13 protein-coding genes are annotated in these 14,341 nt (G+C 64.0%); 7 read left to right on the plus strand and 6 right to left on the minus strand.

All coding sequences use genetic code 11. From position 1 onward, the window contains the following. Positions 1 to 10: 10 nt before the first annotated feature. The 5 genes from P0D70_RS02580 (at position 11) to P0D70_RS02600 (ending at position 4,308) form a co-directional block, all read left to right on the plus strand. Positions 11 to 1,030, plus strand: coding sequence for an alpha/beta hydrolase (locus P0D70_RS02580; RefSeq protein ID WP_091808809.1), 1,020 nt, complete (start codon positions 11 to 13; stop codon positions 1,028 to 1,030). 153 nt (positions 1,031 to 1,183) lie between these two features. Further along, the gene (locus P0D70_RS02585; protein WP_408182237.1) at positions 1,184 to 1,864 is read left to right on the plus strand and encodes an alpha/beta hydrolase; all 681 of its coding nucleotides are present in this window, start codon (positions 1,184 to 1,186) and stop codon (positions 1,862 to 1,864) included. A gap of 159 nt (positions 1,865 to 2,023) precedes the next feature. After that, positions 2,024 to 2,413: a DUF6232 family protein gene (locus P0D70_RS02590; protein ID WP_408182239.1), complete on the plus strand. Its 390-nt coding sequence runs from the start codon at positions 2,024 to 2,026 to the stop codon at positions 2,411 to 2,413. A gap of 210 nt (positions 2,414 to 2,623) precedes the next feature. Continuing rightward, positions 2,624 to 2,965, plus strand: a complete 342-nt coding sequence (locus tag P0D70_RS02595) for a hypothetical protein (RefSeq protein ID WP_091802817.1) — start codon at positions 2,624 to 2,626, stop codon at positions 2,963 to 2,965. 251 nt (positions 2,966 to 3,216) lie between these two features. Further along, on the plus strand, positions 3,217 to 4,308 hold the full coding sequence (locus P0D70_RS02600; protein WP_408182242.1) for a hypothetical protein: 1,092 nt from the start codon (positions 3,217 to 3,219) through the stop codon (positions 4,306 to 4,308). A gap of 110 nt (positions 4,309 to 4,418) precedes the next feature. On the opposite strand, the gene P0D70_RS02605 is transcribed toward P0D70_RS02600, so the two are convergent. Then, positions 4,419 to 6,872, minus strand: coding sequence for a glycogen/starch/alpha-glucan phosphorylase (locus tag P0D70_RS02605; RefSeq protein WP_091802822.1), 2,454 nt, complete (start codon positions 6,870 to 6,872; stop codon positions 4,419 to 4,421). Between the two features lie 731 nt (positions 6,873 to 7,603). Between P0D70_RS02605 and P0D70_RS02610 the strand changes: the two genes are divergently transcribed. Beyond that, the gene (locus P0D70_RS02610; protein ID WP_408182245.1) at positions 7,604 to 8,971 is read left to right on the plus strand and encodes an MFS transporter; all 1,368 of its coding nucleotides are present in this window, start codon (positions 7,604 to 7,606) and stop codon (positions 8,969 to 8,971) included. Between the two features lie 99 nt (positions 8,972 to 9,070). Here P0D70_RS02610 and ltaE read toward each other — a convergent pair whose 3' ends face one another. From ltaE to P0D70_RS02625, 3 genes are all read right to left on the minus strand, one after another. Then, the gene (gene ltaE, locus P0D70_RS02615; protein ID WP_408182247.1) at positions 9,071 to 10,078 is read right to left on the minus strand and encodes a low-specificity L-threonine aldolase; all 1,008 of its coding nucleotides are present in this window, start codon (positions 10,076 to 10,078) and stop codon (positions 9,071 to 9,073) included. A gap of 150 nt (positions 10,079 to 10,228) precedes the next feature. Beyond that, positions 10,229 to 10,999, minus strand: a complete 771-nt coding sequence (locus tag P0D70_RS02620) for a peptidoglycan DD-metalloendopeptidase family protein (RefSeq protein ID WP_091802828.1) — start codon at positions 10,997 to 10,999, stop codon at positions 10,229 to 10,231. Positions 11,000 to 11,174: 175 nt separating this feature from the next. Further along, complete coding sequence (locus tag P0D70_RS02625) at positions 11,175 to 11,486, minus strand: cupin domain-containing protein (RefSeq protein ID WP_408182254.1); 312 nt, start codon at positions 11,484 to 11,486, stop codon at positions 11,175 to 11,177. Positions 11,487 to 11,732: 246 nt separating this feature from the next. Between P0D70_RS02625 and P0D70_RS02630 the strand changes: the two genes are divergently transcribed. Then, complete coding sequence (locus tag P0D70_RS02630) at positions 11,733 to 12,053, plus strand: hypothetical protein (protein ID WP_011491138.1); 321 nt, start codon at positions 11,733 to 11,735, stop codon at positions 12,051 to 12,053. Positions 12,054 to 12,268: 215 nt separating this feature from the next. Here the strand turns inward: P0D70_RS02630 and P0D70_RS02635 are convergent, their stop codons facing one another. Beyond that, positions 12,269 to 12,586, minus strand: coding sequence for a DUF4148 domain-containing protein (locus P0D70_RS02635; RefSeq protein WP_091802832.1), 318 nt, complete (start codon positions 12,584 to 12,586; stop codon positions 12,269 to 12,271). A 265-nt stretch (positions 12,587 to 12,851) separates the two neighbouring features. After that, positions 12,852 to 14,261 (minus strand): NADP-dependent phosphogluconate dehydrogenase, encoded by a 1,410-nt coding sequence (gene gnd, locus P0D70_RS02640; RefSeq protein ID WP_408182257.1) that lies wholly within the window; start codon positions 14,259 to 14,261, stop codon positions 12,852 to 12,854. Positions 14,262 to 14,341 lie beyond the last annotated feature (80 nt).

Raw genomic sequence — 14,341 nt, forward strand, 5'->3', positions numbered from 1 at the left:
GTTCCTCATGATCAAGTTCGTCCCAGTGCTGCTGGCCTCTGCTCTCGCATTCGGTTCCGCTTTTGCGGCAAGCCCCGCTGCACAAGCCACCCCTGACCGCGTAACGTCCGGCTTGCTGAGCGCGTTAAACAGCGGCAAGGGTCCCGCGATCAATACCTTGCCGCCTGCCCAGGCTCGGCAAGTTCTGGTCGATGCACAGAACGGCGTGAAAGTCGATCTGTCGGGTATCGACGTCTCCAACCGCACCATCGAGCAGGACGGCATCAGCGTGCCGTTGACGATCGTCCGTCCGCACGGCGCAAGCGGAACGTTGCCCGTCTTCATGTTCTTCCACGGTGGCGGCTGGATACTCGGCGACTTCCAGACTCACGAGCGTCTGGTGCGCGATCTGGTGGTGCAATCGGGCGCCGTCGCGGTCTTCGTGAACTACACGCCTTCGCCGGAGGCTCGCTATCCGGTCGCGATCAACCAGGCCTATGCCGCCACGAAGTGGGTTGCCGCGCACGGCGACGAAATCGGCGTGGACGGCAATCGCCTCGCCGTGGTCGGCAACAGCGTCGGCGGCAACATGGCCGCGGTGGTGAGCCTGATGGCGAAAGACAAGCAAGGCCCGGCAATCCGCTTCCAGGGATTGATGTGGCCCGTCACGGACAACAATTTCAACGACGGTTCGTACAATCAGTTCCAGCAAGGCCACTTTCTGACCCGGCCGATGATGAAGTGGTTCTGGGACGCCTACACGAAAGATCCGAAGCAGCGCAACGAGATCTATGCGTCGCCGCTGCGCGCAACGACGGAGCAGTTGAAAGGCTTGCCGCCGGCGCTGATTCAGGTCGCCGAATCCGACGTGTTGCGTGACGAAGGCGAAGCTTACGGCCGCAAGCTCGACGCAGCCGGTGACGAAGTGGCGACCGTCCGTTACGACGGCACGATTCACGACTTCGGCTTGCTCAACGCGCTGGCTGAAGATGCGCCGACCAAAGCGGCCACGCGGCAACTCGCTAACGAACTGAAGCAACGTCTGCAGTAAGGCCCGCAATAACGCCCGCAGTAAAGCCTTTGGCAAGCGGCTGCGGCGCGGGTATCGTCGATACTCGCGCCGCGGCTGATCCGGCTCGCACGCTATGCGGTATCGTGCTGGTTCCGGTCATCCGACCATGCCGACGCCAGGGAGCAGCACGCCATGACCACCACGCCGCAGACCATTGAAATCGAAACCGCACCGAATCCTGAATTTGCCGTGATCCTGCTGCATGGTCTCGGTGCCGACGCCAACGACTTCGTGCCGCTGGTGCCGGAATTGCGTCTCGCCAATGAACCCGCCGTGCGTTTCGTGTTTCCCAACGCGCCGGAGATGGCGGTGACCGCGAACAACGGCTACGTGATGCGCGCGTGGTACGACATCCGCTCGTTCCAGTCGATCGAGCGCCAGGTCGACGAGGCGGGCATCGAAGCGTCTTGCGCATCCGTGCGGCAACTGATCGCCGGGCAGAACGAGCGCGGCATTCCGACCTCGAAAATATTTCTCGCCGGCTTTTCGCAGGGTGGCGCGATGACATACACAGTGGGGCTCACGCATCCGGCGACGCTTGGCGGGTTGATCGTCATGTCAGGTTACTTGCCCTGCAGAGCCTTTATCCAGCGTCACCTCGCACCCGCGAACCACGCAACGCCGATCTTTGCCGCGCACGGCGAATACGACGAGGTATTGCCGATCCAGCTCGGCGAGGCCGCGCGCGACTTTGCGCTGGCGCAGGGCAACAAGGTCGAATGGCATGCCTATCCGATGGAACATTCCGTGTGCGGTGAAGAAGTCGCCGCACTGCGCGAGTGGCTCGGTGCGCGTATCGCGGCACTGGCGTAGAGCGCCGGGCGCGCCGAACTCTTTCAGAATCTTGCGGCGGCAGCGGCCGGTCGCCCGCACCGCCTCGCGATCCACCTGACGGACGTCAAGAAATCCCGCACCTTTAGGCATTTGAAGTCTGGTACGCTGCGCCCTTTGCTACCGCTTGAATTGGACTCGATGGAAACCCCTTTCAATGATCGTGGCGTGTCGGTCACGCGCAATGCACTCTCGGCCGCCGGTCAGGTCTTTCCGCTGCGCGATATCGTGAGCGTGCAGGTCGTCACCGTGCAGAAGAACAAGGCCTTGCCACTCGCGATTTCGCTCGTCGGCCTCGCCGGCGCTATTGTCGGCGGGATATTGCGCTCGCCAGTCGGCATGGTGTGCGGCACGATGCTGGCCGTGGTCGGCTGGCTCACCTGGGCGACTCAGGACATCACCCATCGCCTGATGGTGCAAACCGCGAATGGCGAGCGCGAAGCGCTGATGAGCACCGATCGTGATTTCGTCGAGCGCGTCGGCGCGGCCGTGAACGAAGCCAAAAGCACAGCCACCACGCCGAAGGTCTGACGGCGCGCTGAGCCACGCGACGCGCCGCACGGGGCAAGCGTGGGGCAGATGGCCCACGTGGGCCACACGCCGCGCAGCGGCAAATTGCCACCCGCCGTGTTAACACAATTTTGATTCGCCGCGCAGCAGCTTTTGCGCGCCGTTGAGGCGCGCGTGGTTAGAGTGAGCTGGTGTCAACAACGCGCCGCCCGCCGGGTCGGCGCAATCACGATGCTCACTTCCGTTGCAACGTCCGATCCCTCCGCCACGCGTAACTCGCGCACGCCGCGCATGGCGCGCCGCACGCATGTGGTCGTGCCGCTCGTCATTATCGAAGTCACCGTGCCCGGCACCTCGTCGGCCAATGGGCGGCGCGCGCTACACGCCGCGCTCGGCGAAGATCTGCGTCTCTATGTCGTCACCGTCGATCAGCAACGCGAGCGCGTGACGTTTCGCGTGGAAGTGACCTCCCGCACTCTCGACGACGTGATTGGCCTGCTGACCGTCGCGCTCGATCGCGCTACGCTTGGCCGCGCGCAGGCAACCGTGATCCGTCGTCCGCGCGAACATTGACGTAGATCGAAACTTGCATGCGCCGCTTTCCCGCCGCATGCAAACCTTCACACTTCTTTGCAATTGCACTCGAGTGGCCATGTAGAGTCGCCGCTCCTGTTATTGCGTGTTCCTTCCCGCAGGCCTGCACGCGTCGCGGTTTCACTGTCCACGCAGGGGCAATCCAGTGAGATTGCTCCCGCGTGTTGTCCGCCTCGCGGCTCGCGATGCCTCGCCTTCGTCAGGGACCGCCTTTTTGCAAAGCGTAATCTATGCTCCTGTCGTCTCCCGGCGCCGCGCGCCGGCATTTGCGCCTCAGCGGGCGCCGTTCTGGCGCGGCCGCGCTCGTCATCACTGCCGCGCTCGTCGCGCTAAGCGGCTGCGCTGTCAACTTCCCCACTCCCACCCCACCTGCGCCCGCTGCCACGCTGCTCAATGGCGGCAACGACGGCCTGCTGATTCCGCTGCAGGTGGATCGCGCCGACAGGGACCAGGCGCGCCTCGGCTTGCCGATCCAACTCGACGGCAAGGCGGTCTACATGGCACTCGACACGGGCACGCAAGGCGTGCGCGTGCTGAAGTCGGTCTTGCCCGCCACCGCCTATCCGAACGCCGGGCCGGTGAGTTCGCTGCCGTTGACGAACGGCGCACAGGTCTCCGGCGCCGCCGTGAAAATACCGATGAGCATTGCGGGGACGAAGCCGGCGCAGATCGACGCGCAAGCCGTGGACGCGGTGAACTGCCAGTCCACCTCACGGCACTGCGTGGGCATGGATGGTTATACCGCTGAATTCGGCTGGGCGTTCTCCGGTCTATTCGGCATCGGCGCGGCGCAACCGGACGACACCTGCTGCACCCAACCGTTGCGCGCGCTGCCCGGCAACATCGGCCAACGCTACCTGGTGCATGCGAACTTCGCGAAGCCTTACCTCGTGCTGAGTCCGTCGAACGCAATCACGAAGGACTACACGATGGTGCCGATGACCGTCTTGCAGGACGGCACGGCGCAATGGCCGAGAGGTTGCGTCAACGTTGGCGACAAGATGACCTTCTGCGCGCCGCTAGTGTTTGCCACGGCCAGCAGCGACATGATCCGCATCGAAATGGACAAGGCGCCGAACTGGACCGGCGACGACGACATCGGCAAGGTGCTCAACCAGGGCAACTACAACGCGGCGGTGGGATCGGGCAAATGGGTGCATCGCTATGAAGGCGCGCAGGTCACGATCGTCAAGGCGAAACCGGGCGCCGACCGTATCGTGATCGGCCTGATGGGCATGCAGAATATCGACGTGCTGTTCGACTTCCCGCACGGCCAGATAGGCCTGCGTGCCGCACGCGAGGTCGAGAAGCTCGCGCAGTAAGCACCGCAGCGGCGAGAGCCACTGCCACAGCCAGCGAATTGAAAAGGCCGCACGACACACACCCTCGCGCGGCCTTTCCGCTTAAGCCCCGCACCGGAGCGCTCAGTCCGCTAATCGATCTCGAGCGGACTCACATGCCAGATGTTGCGCGCATACTCGCCGATCGTGCGATCCGACGAAAACTGCCCCATGCCCGCCACATTCTCGATCGCGCTGTCGGTCCACGCGCGCTTGTCGACGAAGCGCGCGTCCACCTCGTTCTGCGCCTTCGCGAATGCGGCAAAATCGGCCAGCACCATGTAGTGATCGCCCCAGTCGACCAGCGTGTGGAAAATATCCGAGAAGCGCAGCGGATCGTCCGGCGAAAAGAAACCCGTGCGGATCTGGTCGAGCGCCATGCGCAGCTCGGGGTTCTCTTCGTAGATTTGCCGCGGCCGGTAGCCGGTGGCGCGCAGGCTGTCCACTTCGTCGGCGGTATGGCCGAAGATGAAGATGTTCTCGCGCCCCACCGCATCGCAGATCTCGATGTTCGCGCCGTCCATCGTGCCGATCGTCAACGCGCCGTTGAGCGCGAGTTTCATGTTGCCGGTCCCCGATGCTTCCGTGCCCGCCATCGAAATCTGCTCCGACAGATCAGCGGCAGGAATGATCAGTTCTGCCACGCTTACGCCGTAGTTCGGCACGAACACCACTTTCAGGCGGTCGCCGATCAGCGGATCGTGATTGACCTTCTGACTGACATCGCCGATCAGCTTGATGATCGTCTTCGCCATCCGGTATGCGGACGCGGCCTTGCCGGCGAACAGCACCACGCGAGGCACCCAGTCACGCTCGGGATGCGCGCGAATCTGGTTGTAGCGCACGATCACGTGCAGCACGTTGAGCAGTTGCCGCTTGTATTCGTGAATGCGCTTGACCTGCAGATCGAAGAGCGCATCCGGATCGAAACGCAGCTTGGTGTGATGGGCGAGTCGATGCACGAGCCGCAGCTTGTTCTGCCGCTTCGCTTCACGGAAGGCTTCAATAAAGCCGCTGTCGTTGCGCAGGTTACGCAGTTGCTCCAGCTCGAACAGATTGGTGCGCCAGTGCTTGCCGATCTGCTGGTCGATCAGCGACGACAGCGACGGGCTCGCCTGGGCGAGCCAGCGGCGCGGTGTGATGCCGTTCGTGACGTTGGTGAAGCGGTCCGGGTAGATGCGCGCGAAGTCGGCGAAAATATCGCGGGTCATCAGTTGCGAATGCAGCTTCGACACGCCGTTCACCTTCTGACTCGCAACGATCGCCAGATAGGCCATCCGCACGCGCCGCTGCCCGTATTCGTCGACGAGCGAAATGCGGCGGATCATCTCGCCGTCATGCCCCGAATGCTCGCTGACATGCTTGAGAAACTGCGCGTTGATCTCGAAGATGATCTCGAGATGCCGCGGCAACAGGCGCGCGAGCATCTCCACGTCCCACGTTTCGAGCGCTTCGGGCATCAGCGTGTGGTTCGTGTACGAGAAAATCTGCGTGACATGCTTCCACGCCTTATCCCACTGCAGATGATGGACATCCACCAGCAAACGCATCAGCTCGGGAATCGCCAGCACGGGGTGCGTATCGTTCAGATGCACCGCCACCTTTTCGGAGAAGCGGCCGAAGGTGCTGTGCGTGCGCTGATAGCGGCGAATCAGATCCTGCATGGTCGCTGAAACGAAAAAGTATTCCTGACGCAGACGCAGCTCGCGGCCGGCCGGCGTCGAGTCGTCCGGATACAGGAGGCGCGAGACGTTCTCCGACATGTTCTTCGTGTCGACCGCGTTGCGGTAGTCGCCGCGATTGAACGCGCCCAGATCGAGCTCTTCGGTCGCGCGCGCCGACCACAGGCGCAGCGTGTTGGTCGCGTCCGTGTCGTAACCGGGAATGACGGTGTCGTAGGCGGTGGCGTTCACGTGCTCCGTGTCGATCCATTCGACATGCTCGCCACGCTGCACCGTGCGCCCGCCGAAGTGAACCATGTACGTGACTTCAGGCCGCGGAAACTCCCACGGATTGCCCGCGCGCAACCAGTAGTCCGGCGCTTCGACCTGCTCGCCGTTGACAATCTCCTGACGGAACATGCCGTATTCGTAACGGATGCCATATCCGAAACCCGGAATGCCGAGCGTCGCCATCGAATCGAGGAAGCAGGCCGCGAGCCGGCCGAGGCCGCCGTTGCCGAGCGCGGCGTCCGGCTCGATATCGGTCAGCGCCTCCATATCGACGCCCAGACTCGCGAGCGCTTCCTTCATCTGGTCGTGGATGCCGAGCGCCAGCAAGGCGTTCGTAAAGGTCCGGCCGATCAGGAATTCCATCGACAGGTAGTAGACGCGCTTCACGTCCTGTTCGTACTGCAGGCGCGTGGTCTTCATCCAGCGCGCGACCAGCCGGTCGCGCACGGCAAGCGCCGCGGCGTGCAGCCAGTCATGCGGATGCGCGGTGACGGCGTCCTTGCCGACGCCGTACATCATGCGGTTGGAAATTGAGCGCCGTAGCGCGTCGACGGTACTGTTGAGCTGGTCGAATTCCAGATCGACGGCTGTCATCGAAGCCTCCGGGGAAAGAGCGACGCGGCATACGCGAACCGCACAGATGACGGACGGGAGGCGCGTGCCGGTCAGGCGGGTTAAGAATCAGAGTAGGACATTCTACGGCCACCGGGCACCGGCGAGCGCGAGCGCTTGCTCACGCACATGCCATGCCCGCCGACACACGGTAGCACACCGCTTTTTCGCACACGGGCGGTGCAGCGCGCGTGTGGATGGCACTGCGCGCGTGCATCGGCTGCGCAAAACAGGCAAACGATTGCGTATCTCCAGATGCGCGGTGAGTGAAAGCAACGCCATTATTTTTTCGCGGCATGACGCGCGGATGAATGCGGCTATGGACCAGGTGTGTGGTGGAATGAGAGCGCATCGTCTGCCAGGCGGTTGTGCCGGAAGGCGTGTCACAACGTGCGCACCGGCCAGTTCGTGGACGCCGCCTGGGCTTGACCGTTAGTTGCAATATGAACCGTGAGATCGATGCGCTCCGCGCCGTCGTCTTCAGCACGATTTCCGCGCCTCTGTAACAATCGCTACATTCGCCGCGCGCCCTGCCCTGATACGCTTCAAACGCCGGATTCAGGCTACGCGCGCCTATCGCCACGCAACCCCTGCCGCTCGCGCACCACGCTTCTCGACTCGTGCTGCGCGTCGGCATGCCTAACCCGACGAGCCACGCCTTGTCCGACAAACCCAGCGCAACCGCAGCCCAGCCCTTCCCCGCGGACGCCCCGATGTCCGCCGCCAACCGCCGCGCAATGGCCGCGATCATGCTCGCCGTCGCGCTCGCCACGCTCGACACCGCCATCGCCAATACCGCGCTGCCCGCCATTGCCGCCGACCTGCACGCGGCGCCCGCGGCGTCGGTGTGGATCATCAACGCGTATCAACTCGCGATGGTCGCGACACTCCTGCCGCTTGCCGCGCTGGGCGATATCGTCGGGCATCGGCGGATCTATATCAGCGGCATTGCGCTGTTCACGCTGGCATCGCTGGCGTGCTCGCTCGCGTCCACGCTGCCGCTGCTCGCCGCCGCGCGCGTCGTGCAAGGCCTCGGCGCGAGCGCGATCATGAGCGTGAATACCGCGTTGATCCGCTATCTGTATCCGCCCCACCGGCTTGGACGCGGCCTCGGCACCAACGCGCTGATCGTCGGCGTGTCGTTCGCGGTCGGGCCGACGGTGGCTTCGCTGATTCTGTCCGTCGCCGCGTGGCCCTGGCTGTTCGCGGTCAACGTGCCGCTCGGCCTGCTGGCTTTGGGTTTCGCATGGCCGGCCTTGCCGCACACCGAACGCGGCAGGCACAACTTCGATCCGGTTGCCGCGCTCCTGAATGTGGTCACGTTTGCCGCGCTGATCTTCGCGCTCGGCGAGGCGGCCCAGCGAGCCTCGACGCAACTGGTGCTGAGCGCCGCGGCTGTCGCGGTCGTGTTCGGGCTGTTGCTCATTCGCCGCGAAGCCGGCCACCCGGCGCCGATGCTGCCGGTCGATCTGTTCCGGCGGCCGGTATTCGCGTTGTCGGCGGTGACCGCGGTTTGCTCGTTTGCCGCGCAAGGGCTGGCGTTCGTCTCGCTGCCGTTCTACTTCGAGGACGTGCTGCATCGCAGTCAGGTCGAAACCGGCTTTCTGATGACGCCATGGCCGGTGGTGGTCGCGCTCGCCGCGCCGCTGGCGGGCAATCTGTCCGACCGCTATCCGCCGGGGCTGCTCGGCGCGATCGGCCTCGCGGTGATGTCGGCCGGGATGGCTTCGCTCGCGCTGTTGCCGGTTCATCCGCACGTGCTCGACATCGGCATTCGCATGGCAATTTGCGGCGCGGGCTTCGGCTTCTTCCAGTCGCCGAATCTGAAAGCGTTGATGGCGAGCGCGCCGCCCGAGCGCAGCGGCGGCGCCAGCGGGATCGTTGCGACCGCGCGGCTGCTCGGGCAGACCACCGGCGCCGCGCTGGTCGCGTTGAGCTTCGGGATTGCGGGCCGGCATGGCCCGACGCTGGCGCTCAGCACCGGCGCCTTCTTTGCGGGCGCGGCGAGTCTGGCGAGCGGGTTGCGTTTGCTGGCGCCGTCACATCGGTCGGGTGTGCATGCGAAAGCGTCGATGAAATGAACAAAGTGGGCGCCCTGGGGTGACAGTGCGTCCGCTTTGTTTTCGGTGCTTTGTTTTTGGTGCTTTGCCTAACTAACAGCGCGCCACACCGGCAGCCACTCACCGCGCCGCGAAATACGCCTTCACCGCAGCGATGAACGTATCGATATCCCCGCGCGACACGTCCTTATGCGTCACGAATCGCGACGCATACAGCATCTGCGTGAGAATCCCGCGCTCCTTGAGCCACGCTTCGAGCGGCGCGCAATGCTGCTGCGGAAACTGAGCGAACACCATATTGGTCGCGACCGACTGCACCTTGACGTGCTCGATGCCTTCCAGGCCGGCTGCCAGATGCGCGGCGTGCGCGTGGTCGTCGGCGAGACGCTCGACGTTGTGATCGAGCGCGTACAGGCAAGCGGCCGCCAGGATGCCGGCCTGACGCATGCCGCCGCCCAGCACCTTGCGCCAGCGGTGCGCCACGTCGATCAGCGCCTGGCTGCCGACCAGCACTGAGCCGACCGGCGCGCCGAGTCCCTTCGAAAAACAGATCGAGATCGAATCGAACGGTTCACACAATGCCGCGACCGGCTTGCCCGACGCGACTGCCGCGTTGTAGACGCGTGCGCCGTCGAGATGAACGGACAGCCCGCGCTGACGCGCAAGCTGCACGGCCTCCGTGACATAAGCCGCCGGCAGCACCTTGCCGCCGATGGTGTTTTCCAACGCCAGCAGCCGCGTGCGCGCGAAATGGTTGTCGATGGGCTTGATCGCGGCGGCGATCTTCTCCAGCGGGATCGAACCGTCCGCGGCATTCTCGAGCGGCTGCGGCTGGATGCTGCCGAGCACTGCGGCGCCGCCGCCTTCGTACTTGTAGGTGTGAGCCAATTGCCCGACGATGTATTCGTCGCCGCGCGCACAGTGCGCCATCAAGGCAGCGAGGTTGCTTTGCGTGCCGCTCGGGAAGAACAGACCCGCCTCCTTGCCGGCGCGTTCGGCACCCGTGGCCTGCAGACGCAGCACGGTGGGGTCGTCGCCCCAGACGTCGTCGCCCACTTCGGCGGCCGACATGGCCGCGAGCATCGCCGGACTCGGACGGGTTACGGTATCGCTGCGCAAATCGATCATTGTGTGTCCCTGTGCGTCTATGAATGACAGCCTGCGACGGCCGGTCGCCACACCGCTGCGTCGCTGCCGACGGGCGAGCCCGCCGCAGGCAGTTTAGCCACACAGTATATTCAATTAACGCTGCGCTGAAATCGCGCTAAACAGGAAGCTTCATCCGCCCGGCTTCGGCAGCCAGGCAAGCGGATCGACGGGCTGGCCGTTCTGACGGACCTCGAACTGGATCGACGCGACGCCGCGGCTGTCCACCCCGACTTCGCCGATGGTTTGCCCCTGCGCGACCGCGTCGCCTTCCTTGACCAGCAGCGTGCTGTTCTGCCCGTAGGCGGTAATCAACGAATCGTCGTGTTTGATGATGATGAGCGGGCCGTACGCTTCGATACCCGAGCCCGCGTAGACCACGCGGCCGGTGGCGGCCGCCTTGACCGGATCGCCCGGCCGTCCGCCGATCACGATGCCGTTCGACTTGCCCGGCGCGAACGCTCTGAGCACCGGCCCTCGAACCGGCCATTGCAACACGCCTTGCTGTGGCCCGGCGGACGCCGTGGGCGCGCCGGGCGCCGTAGCGGGACCATTCGGCGCGACGGCGACTGGCGGCGTCACCACACTGCCCGAGGCCATTGGCGGAGACACCCGCAGCACTTGCCCCGGATTGACCGCGGCGTTGGCCGCGAGGCCATTCCACGCCGCGATTTCCTGAGGTTTATGGCCGTAAGCCGACGCAATTGCGCCGATCGTGTCACCCGGATTGACCCGGTAAAAACCGGCGGGAACAGGAACCGTGCTGAGCGTGGTCGGCCGGGACGGCGTGCTGCTGTAAAACGGCGTGCTGTCCCACGGCATCGTCGTGCAGCCGCTGAACATCACGCCGAGCGCGGCGGCTGTCAGCCACCGGGTCCCCGTCAATTGCCATGGTCTTGTCATGTGATTTTCCTCGACTCTTTGTTCAATCAATCGGATTCAATCGATGGCCAAGCATTTGCCGTGCCGCGCGTCGCGCGCGCTCTCCCACGCCCTCGCGGGCGCCGCGGCGGCTCTCCATTATGCCGCCGCGCGCGACGATCACCGCGCCGGTATGGCACCGCCCTTGCGCCAACCTTCAGACGCTGCCCTCCGACTCGACTACCAGAATGCGCGCCGCGCCGATCGGATGTGCCACATGTTCGGTACCCACCGCGGCGTAAAACACGTCGCCCGTTTCCAGAACGGCCGACTTTTCGACTCCGCCCTCGCGATAGCGCATCTCGACGCGGCCATCGAGCACGGCGAACACTTCCTCGCCGTCGTTGACATGCCACTTATAGGGTTGATCGGCCCAATGCAGCCGCGTCGTAATGCCGCCCATGTTGGCGATATCGAGCGCGCCCCAGGCGCGCGTCGCGGTGAAATCCTTGCTGCGAATGATCTTCATGGTCACCAGACAGTTGAGAAGAAACAACGCCGCCAGTCGCGGCCCGTCGGGCGCGGCGGCCTGGCCCGACCGGTGCGAGCCCCGTGGCGGCTGGCCTCATTATAGGTGTGGCAGGCGGCCTGCTCGCCACCAACGGGCCGCGCGGCCGATTCGTGTGATCATTGAATCATTGGAGCCCTGGCCTATACTCAGTCTTGCTGTCGGCACGCCATAAGCTAACGTCTGAAATCTGCGAGGGAGTTGAGGATGAACAAAGCCACTTTTCTGGCCGTGCAACTCAACGTCGACGATATTGCGGCGTCGCCGGGTCTGGTCGAGCTTTTGAACACCCACCTGGTTTTCGCCGCCGACGTGGCCGAAGCCGCCGACGCGCTGGTACAACTGGCCAGCGTCGCCGGGTTGTCGAGTGGCGTGGAAGCGAGCGTCGAGATTCCCGCTGTGGCGATCGAGCGCTTGCGCGAGGCGCTCGACAATCTGAGCGGCTACGACGAATCCTGGCTGCTGGCCCTCGAACCCAGCCGCGCCTTATTCGATGAAATAGGCCGCCGGCATCGCTCGCTGCATTAAGACGTACGCCCCCGCCTACACCCGCAATGCCCTGACCCCGGCGCCCATTCCCGGGCGCCGCTGGTCCGCCGCTTATTATTCACCGCCCGGCCTGCCACAGATGCACGCGCCCAAGCCGCGCCGTAAACGACAAACGCCGCCCGGCAATCCGGACGGCATTTCTATTTGCGCGTCGCCTGTCAGTCAGGCGACGTTCCCATCACATTCGGCGCGAATTAGTTGCCGAAGTAGACCGAGTTACGGTCGTTGCTGCTCAGCGGACGGCCGGCTTGCGAACTGCCGGCGATAGGTGCGCCGTAGCCGCTGTTCACGGCTTGGGCAGTACCGTTTTGAGCATCGACGCGAGCCTGAGCGGCCTGCAGGTTAGACGGGTAGTCGGTATGATCGCCCACCGGGTTGTAGCCGGCCTTTTCCAGTTGAACCAGTTCAGCGCGGACTTGAGCGCGCGTCACCGGCTGGTTCGATTGAGCAAACGAAGCAACGGGAGCAACCAGAGCGGCGGCAACGACGACTGCAGAGATAAGGGACTTCATGATGTAAACCTCCAGAACTTGTTTTAATGCGCCTGGGACTTGGTGTCCCGCAGCGGTTAAGTAGAAGTTTAGGAGTGTCGACACCTAGGGGAAACCCCTGAAACGACGAAACTCTATTTCAAAAATAGCAATAGTAGGCGGCGCATCGCCCGTCCAGCCTACCTCTGCGCCGCCCTTCAGCAACAATTTCCTGTCTCGAATTTAAAGCGCCTGCGCAGCCCGGCACGCCTTGATGCAAGGACGCGCCGGGCCGTCATTCAAACGCTCAGCTCCAGTCCGCGTGGAAGCTGCCCGGCTTGTCGGTGCGTTCGAAAGTATGCGCGCCGAAGAAATCGCGCTGTGCCTGCACCAGGTTCGCCGGCAGGCGTTCCGAACGATACGCGTCGAAATACGCGATTGCCGACGCGAAAGCCGGTACCGGCACGCCCGCGTTGATCGCCGCGATCACGACTTCGCGCAAGGCCGACTGGTAGTTCTTTGCAATGTCGCGGAAATACGGATCGAGCAGCAGATTGGCGATCGCTTTGTCCTTCGTATAAGCGTCCGTGATTTTTTGCAGGAAGCGGGCGCGGATGATACAGCCGGCGCGGAAGATCTTCGCGATCGTGCCGAAATCCAGATCCCACTTGTACTCTTCCGAGGCGGCGCGCAGTTGCGCGAAGCCTTGCGCGTACGAGATCACCTTACTGAAGTACAGCGCGCGGCGCACCGACTCGATGAACGCCTGACGCTCGGCGGCGAGCGGCTTGGCCGCCGGGCCCTCCAGCACTTTGCTCGCGGCCACGCGCTGCGTCTTCAGCGACGACAGCACGCGCGCGAACACGGCTTCCGTAATCAGCGGCAGCGGCGCGCCGAGATCGAGCGCGTTCTGGCTGGTCCACTTGCCGGTGCCCTTCTGCGCGGCGCGATCCAGGATCACGTCGACCAGATCCTTGCCGGTTTCTTCGTCTTTCTTGCTGAAAATCTTCGAGGTGATTTCTATCAGATAGCTGTCGAGCTCGCCCTCGTTCCACTCGGTGTAGACCTTGCCCAGCTCTTCGTTCGAGAGTCCGACCACCTGCTTGAGCACCGCGTAGCTTTCCGCGATCAGCTGCATGTCACCGTATTCGATGCCGTTGTGCACCATCTTCACGAAGTGGCCCGCGCCGTCCGGTCCCATGTAGGCGACGCACGGCTCGCCGTCCGGCGCCTTGGCGGCGATTTCGGTGAGGATCGGGGCCACGAGGTCGTAGGCGTCGCGCTGGCCGCCCGGCATGATCGACGGGCCTTTCAATGCGCCTTCCTCACCGCCCGAGACGCCGGTGCCGATGAAATGCAGGCCGGACTTGGCGAGATCCTGATTGCGACGGATCGTGTCGGTGAAATGCGTGTTGCCGCCGTCGATCAGAATGTCGCCCTTGTCGAGGAGCGGTTTCAACTGGTTGATCGTGGCGTCGGTGCCCTCGCCTGCCTTGACCATCAGCAGAATGCGGCGCGGCTTTTCCAGCGACTCCACGAATTCTTCCAACGTGAAGGCCGGCACCAGCTTCCTGTCCGGATATTCGGCGACGAGTTCGTCGGTTTTCTCGCGGCTACGGTTGTACACCGACACCGCGTGGCCGCGGCTCTCGATGTTGAGCGCCAGATTGCGGCCCATGACCGCCAGCCCCACCACGCCGATTGCCTGTTTGCCCATGTGAATTCTCCAGAGTCCAAAAAATGTCGTGACGCCGCGCCGGAAGGAACGTCGGCGGGCGTCGAGGGTGAAAGAATAAA

This window comes from Paraburkholderia sp. RL17-381-BIF-C, from assembly GCF_046026435.1.
Lineage (GTDB): Bacteria > Pseudomonadota > Gammaproteobacteria > Burkholderiales > Burkholderiaceae > Paraburkholderia.

Excerpts from the sequence above, each read along its gene's own strand:
- P0D70_RS02590 (WP_408182239.1), top strand. The coding sequence starts at position 2,024 with ATGGAAACCCCTTTCAATGATCGTGGCGTGTCGGTCACGCGCAATGCA.
- P0D70_RS02605 (WP_091802822.1), bottom strand. The coding sequence starts at position 6,872 with ATGACAGCCGTCGATCTGGAATTCGACCAGCTCAACAGTACCGTCGAC.
- P0D70_RS02635 (WP_091802832.1), bottom strand. The coding sequence starts at position 12,586 with ATGAAGTCCCTTATCTCTGCAGTCGTCGTTGCCGCCGCTCTGGTTGCT.
- ltaE (WP_408182247.1), bottom strand. The coding sequence starts at position 10,078 with ATGATCGATTTGCGCAGCGATACCGTAACCCGTCCGAGTCCGGCGATG.
- P0D70_RS02595 (WP_091802817.1), top strand. The coding sequence starts at position 2,624 with ATGCTCACTTCCGTTGCAACGTCCGATCCCTCCGCCACGCGTAACTCG.
- P0D70_RS02630 (WP_011491138.1), top strand. The coding sequence starts at position 11,733 with ATGAACAAAGCCACTTTTCTGGCCGTGCAACTCAACGTCGACGATATT.
- P0D70_RS02610 (WP_408182245.1), top strand. The coding sequence starts at position 7,604 with ATGTCCGCCGCCAACCGCCGCGCAATGGCCGCGATCATGCTCGCCGTC.
- gnd (WP_408182257.1), bottom strand. The coding sequence starts at position 14,261 with ATGGGCAAACAGGCAATCGGCGTGGTGGGGCTGGCGGTCATGGGCCGC.
- P0D70_RS02620 (WP_091802828.1), bottom strand. The coding sequence starts at position 10,999 with ATGACAAGACCATGGCAATTGACGGGGACCCGGTGGCTGACAGCCGCC.
- P0D70_RS02625 (WP_408182254.1), bottom strand. The coding sequence starts at position 11,486 with ATGAAGATCATTCGCAGCAAGGATTTCACCGCGACGCGCGCCTGGGGC.
- P0D70_RS02600 (WP_408182242.1), top strand. The coding sequence starts at position 3,217 with ATGCTCCTGTCGTCTCCCGGCGCCGCGCGCCGGCATTTGCGCCTCAGC.
- P0D70_RS02585 (WP_408182237.1), top strand. The coding sequence starts at position 1,184 with ATGACCACCACGCCGCAGACCATTGAAATCGAAACCGCACCGAATCCT.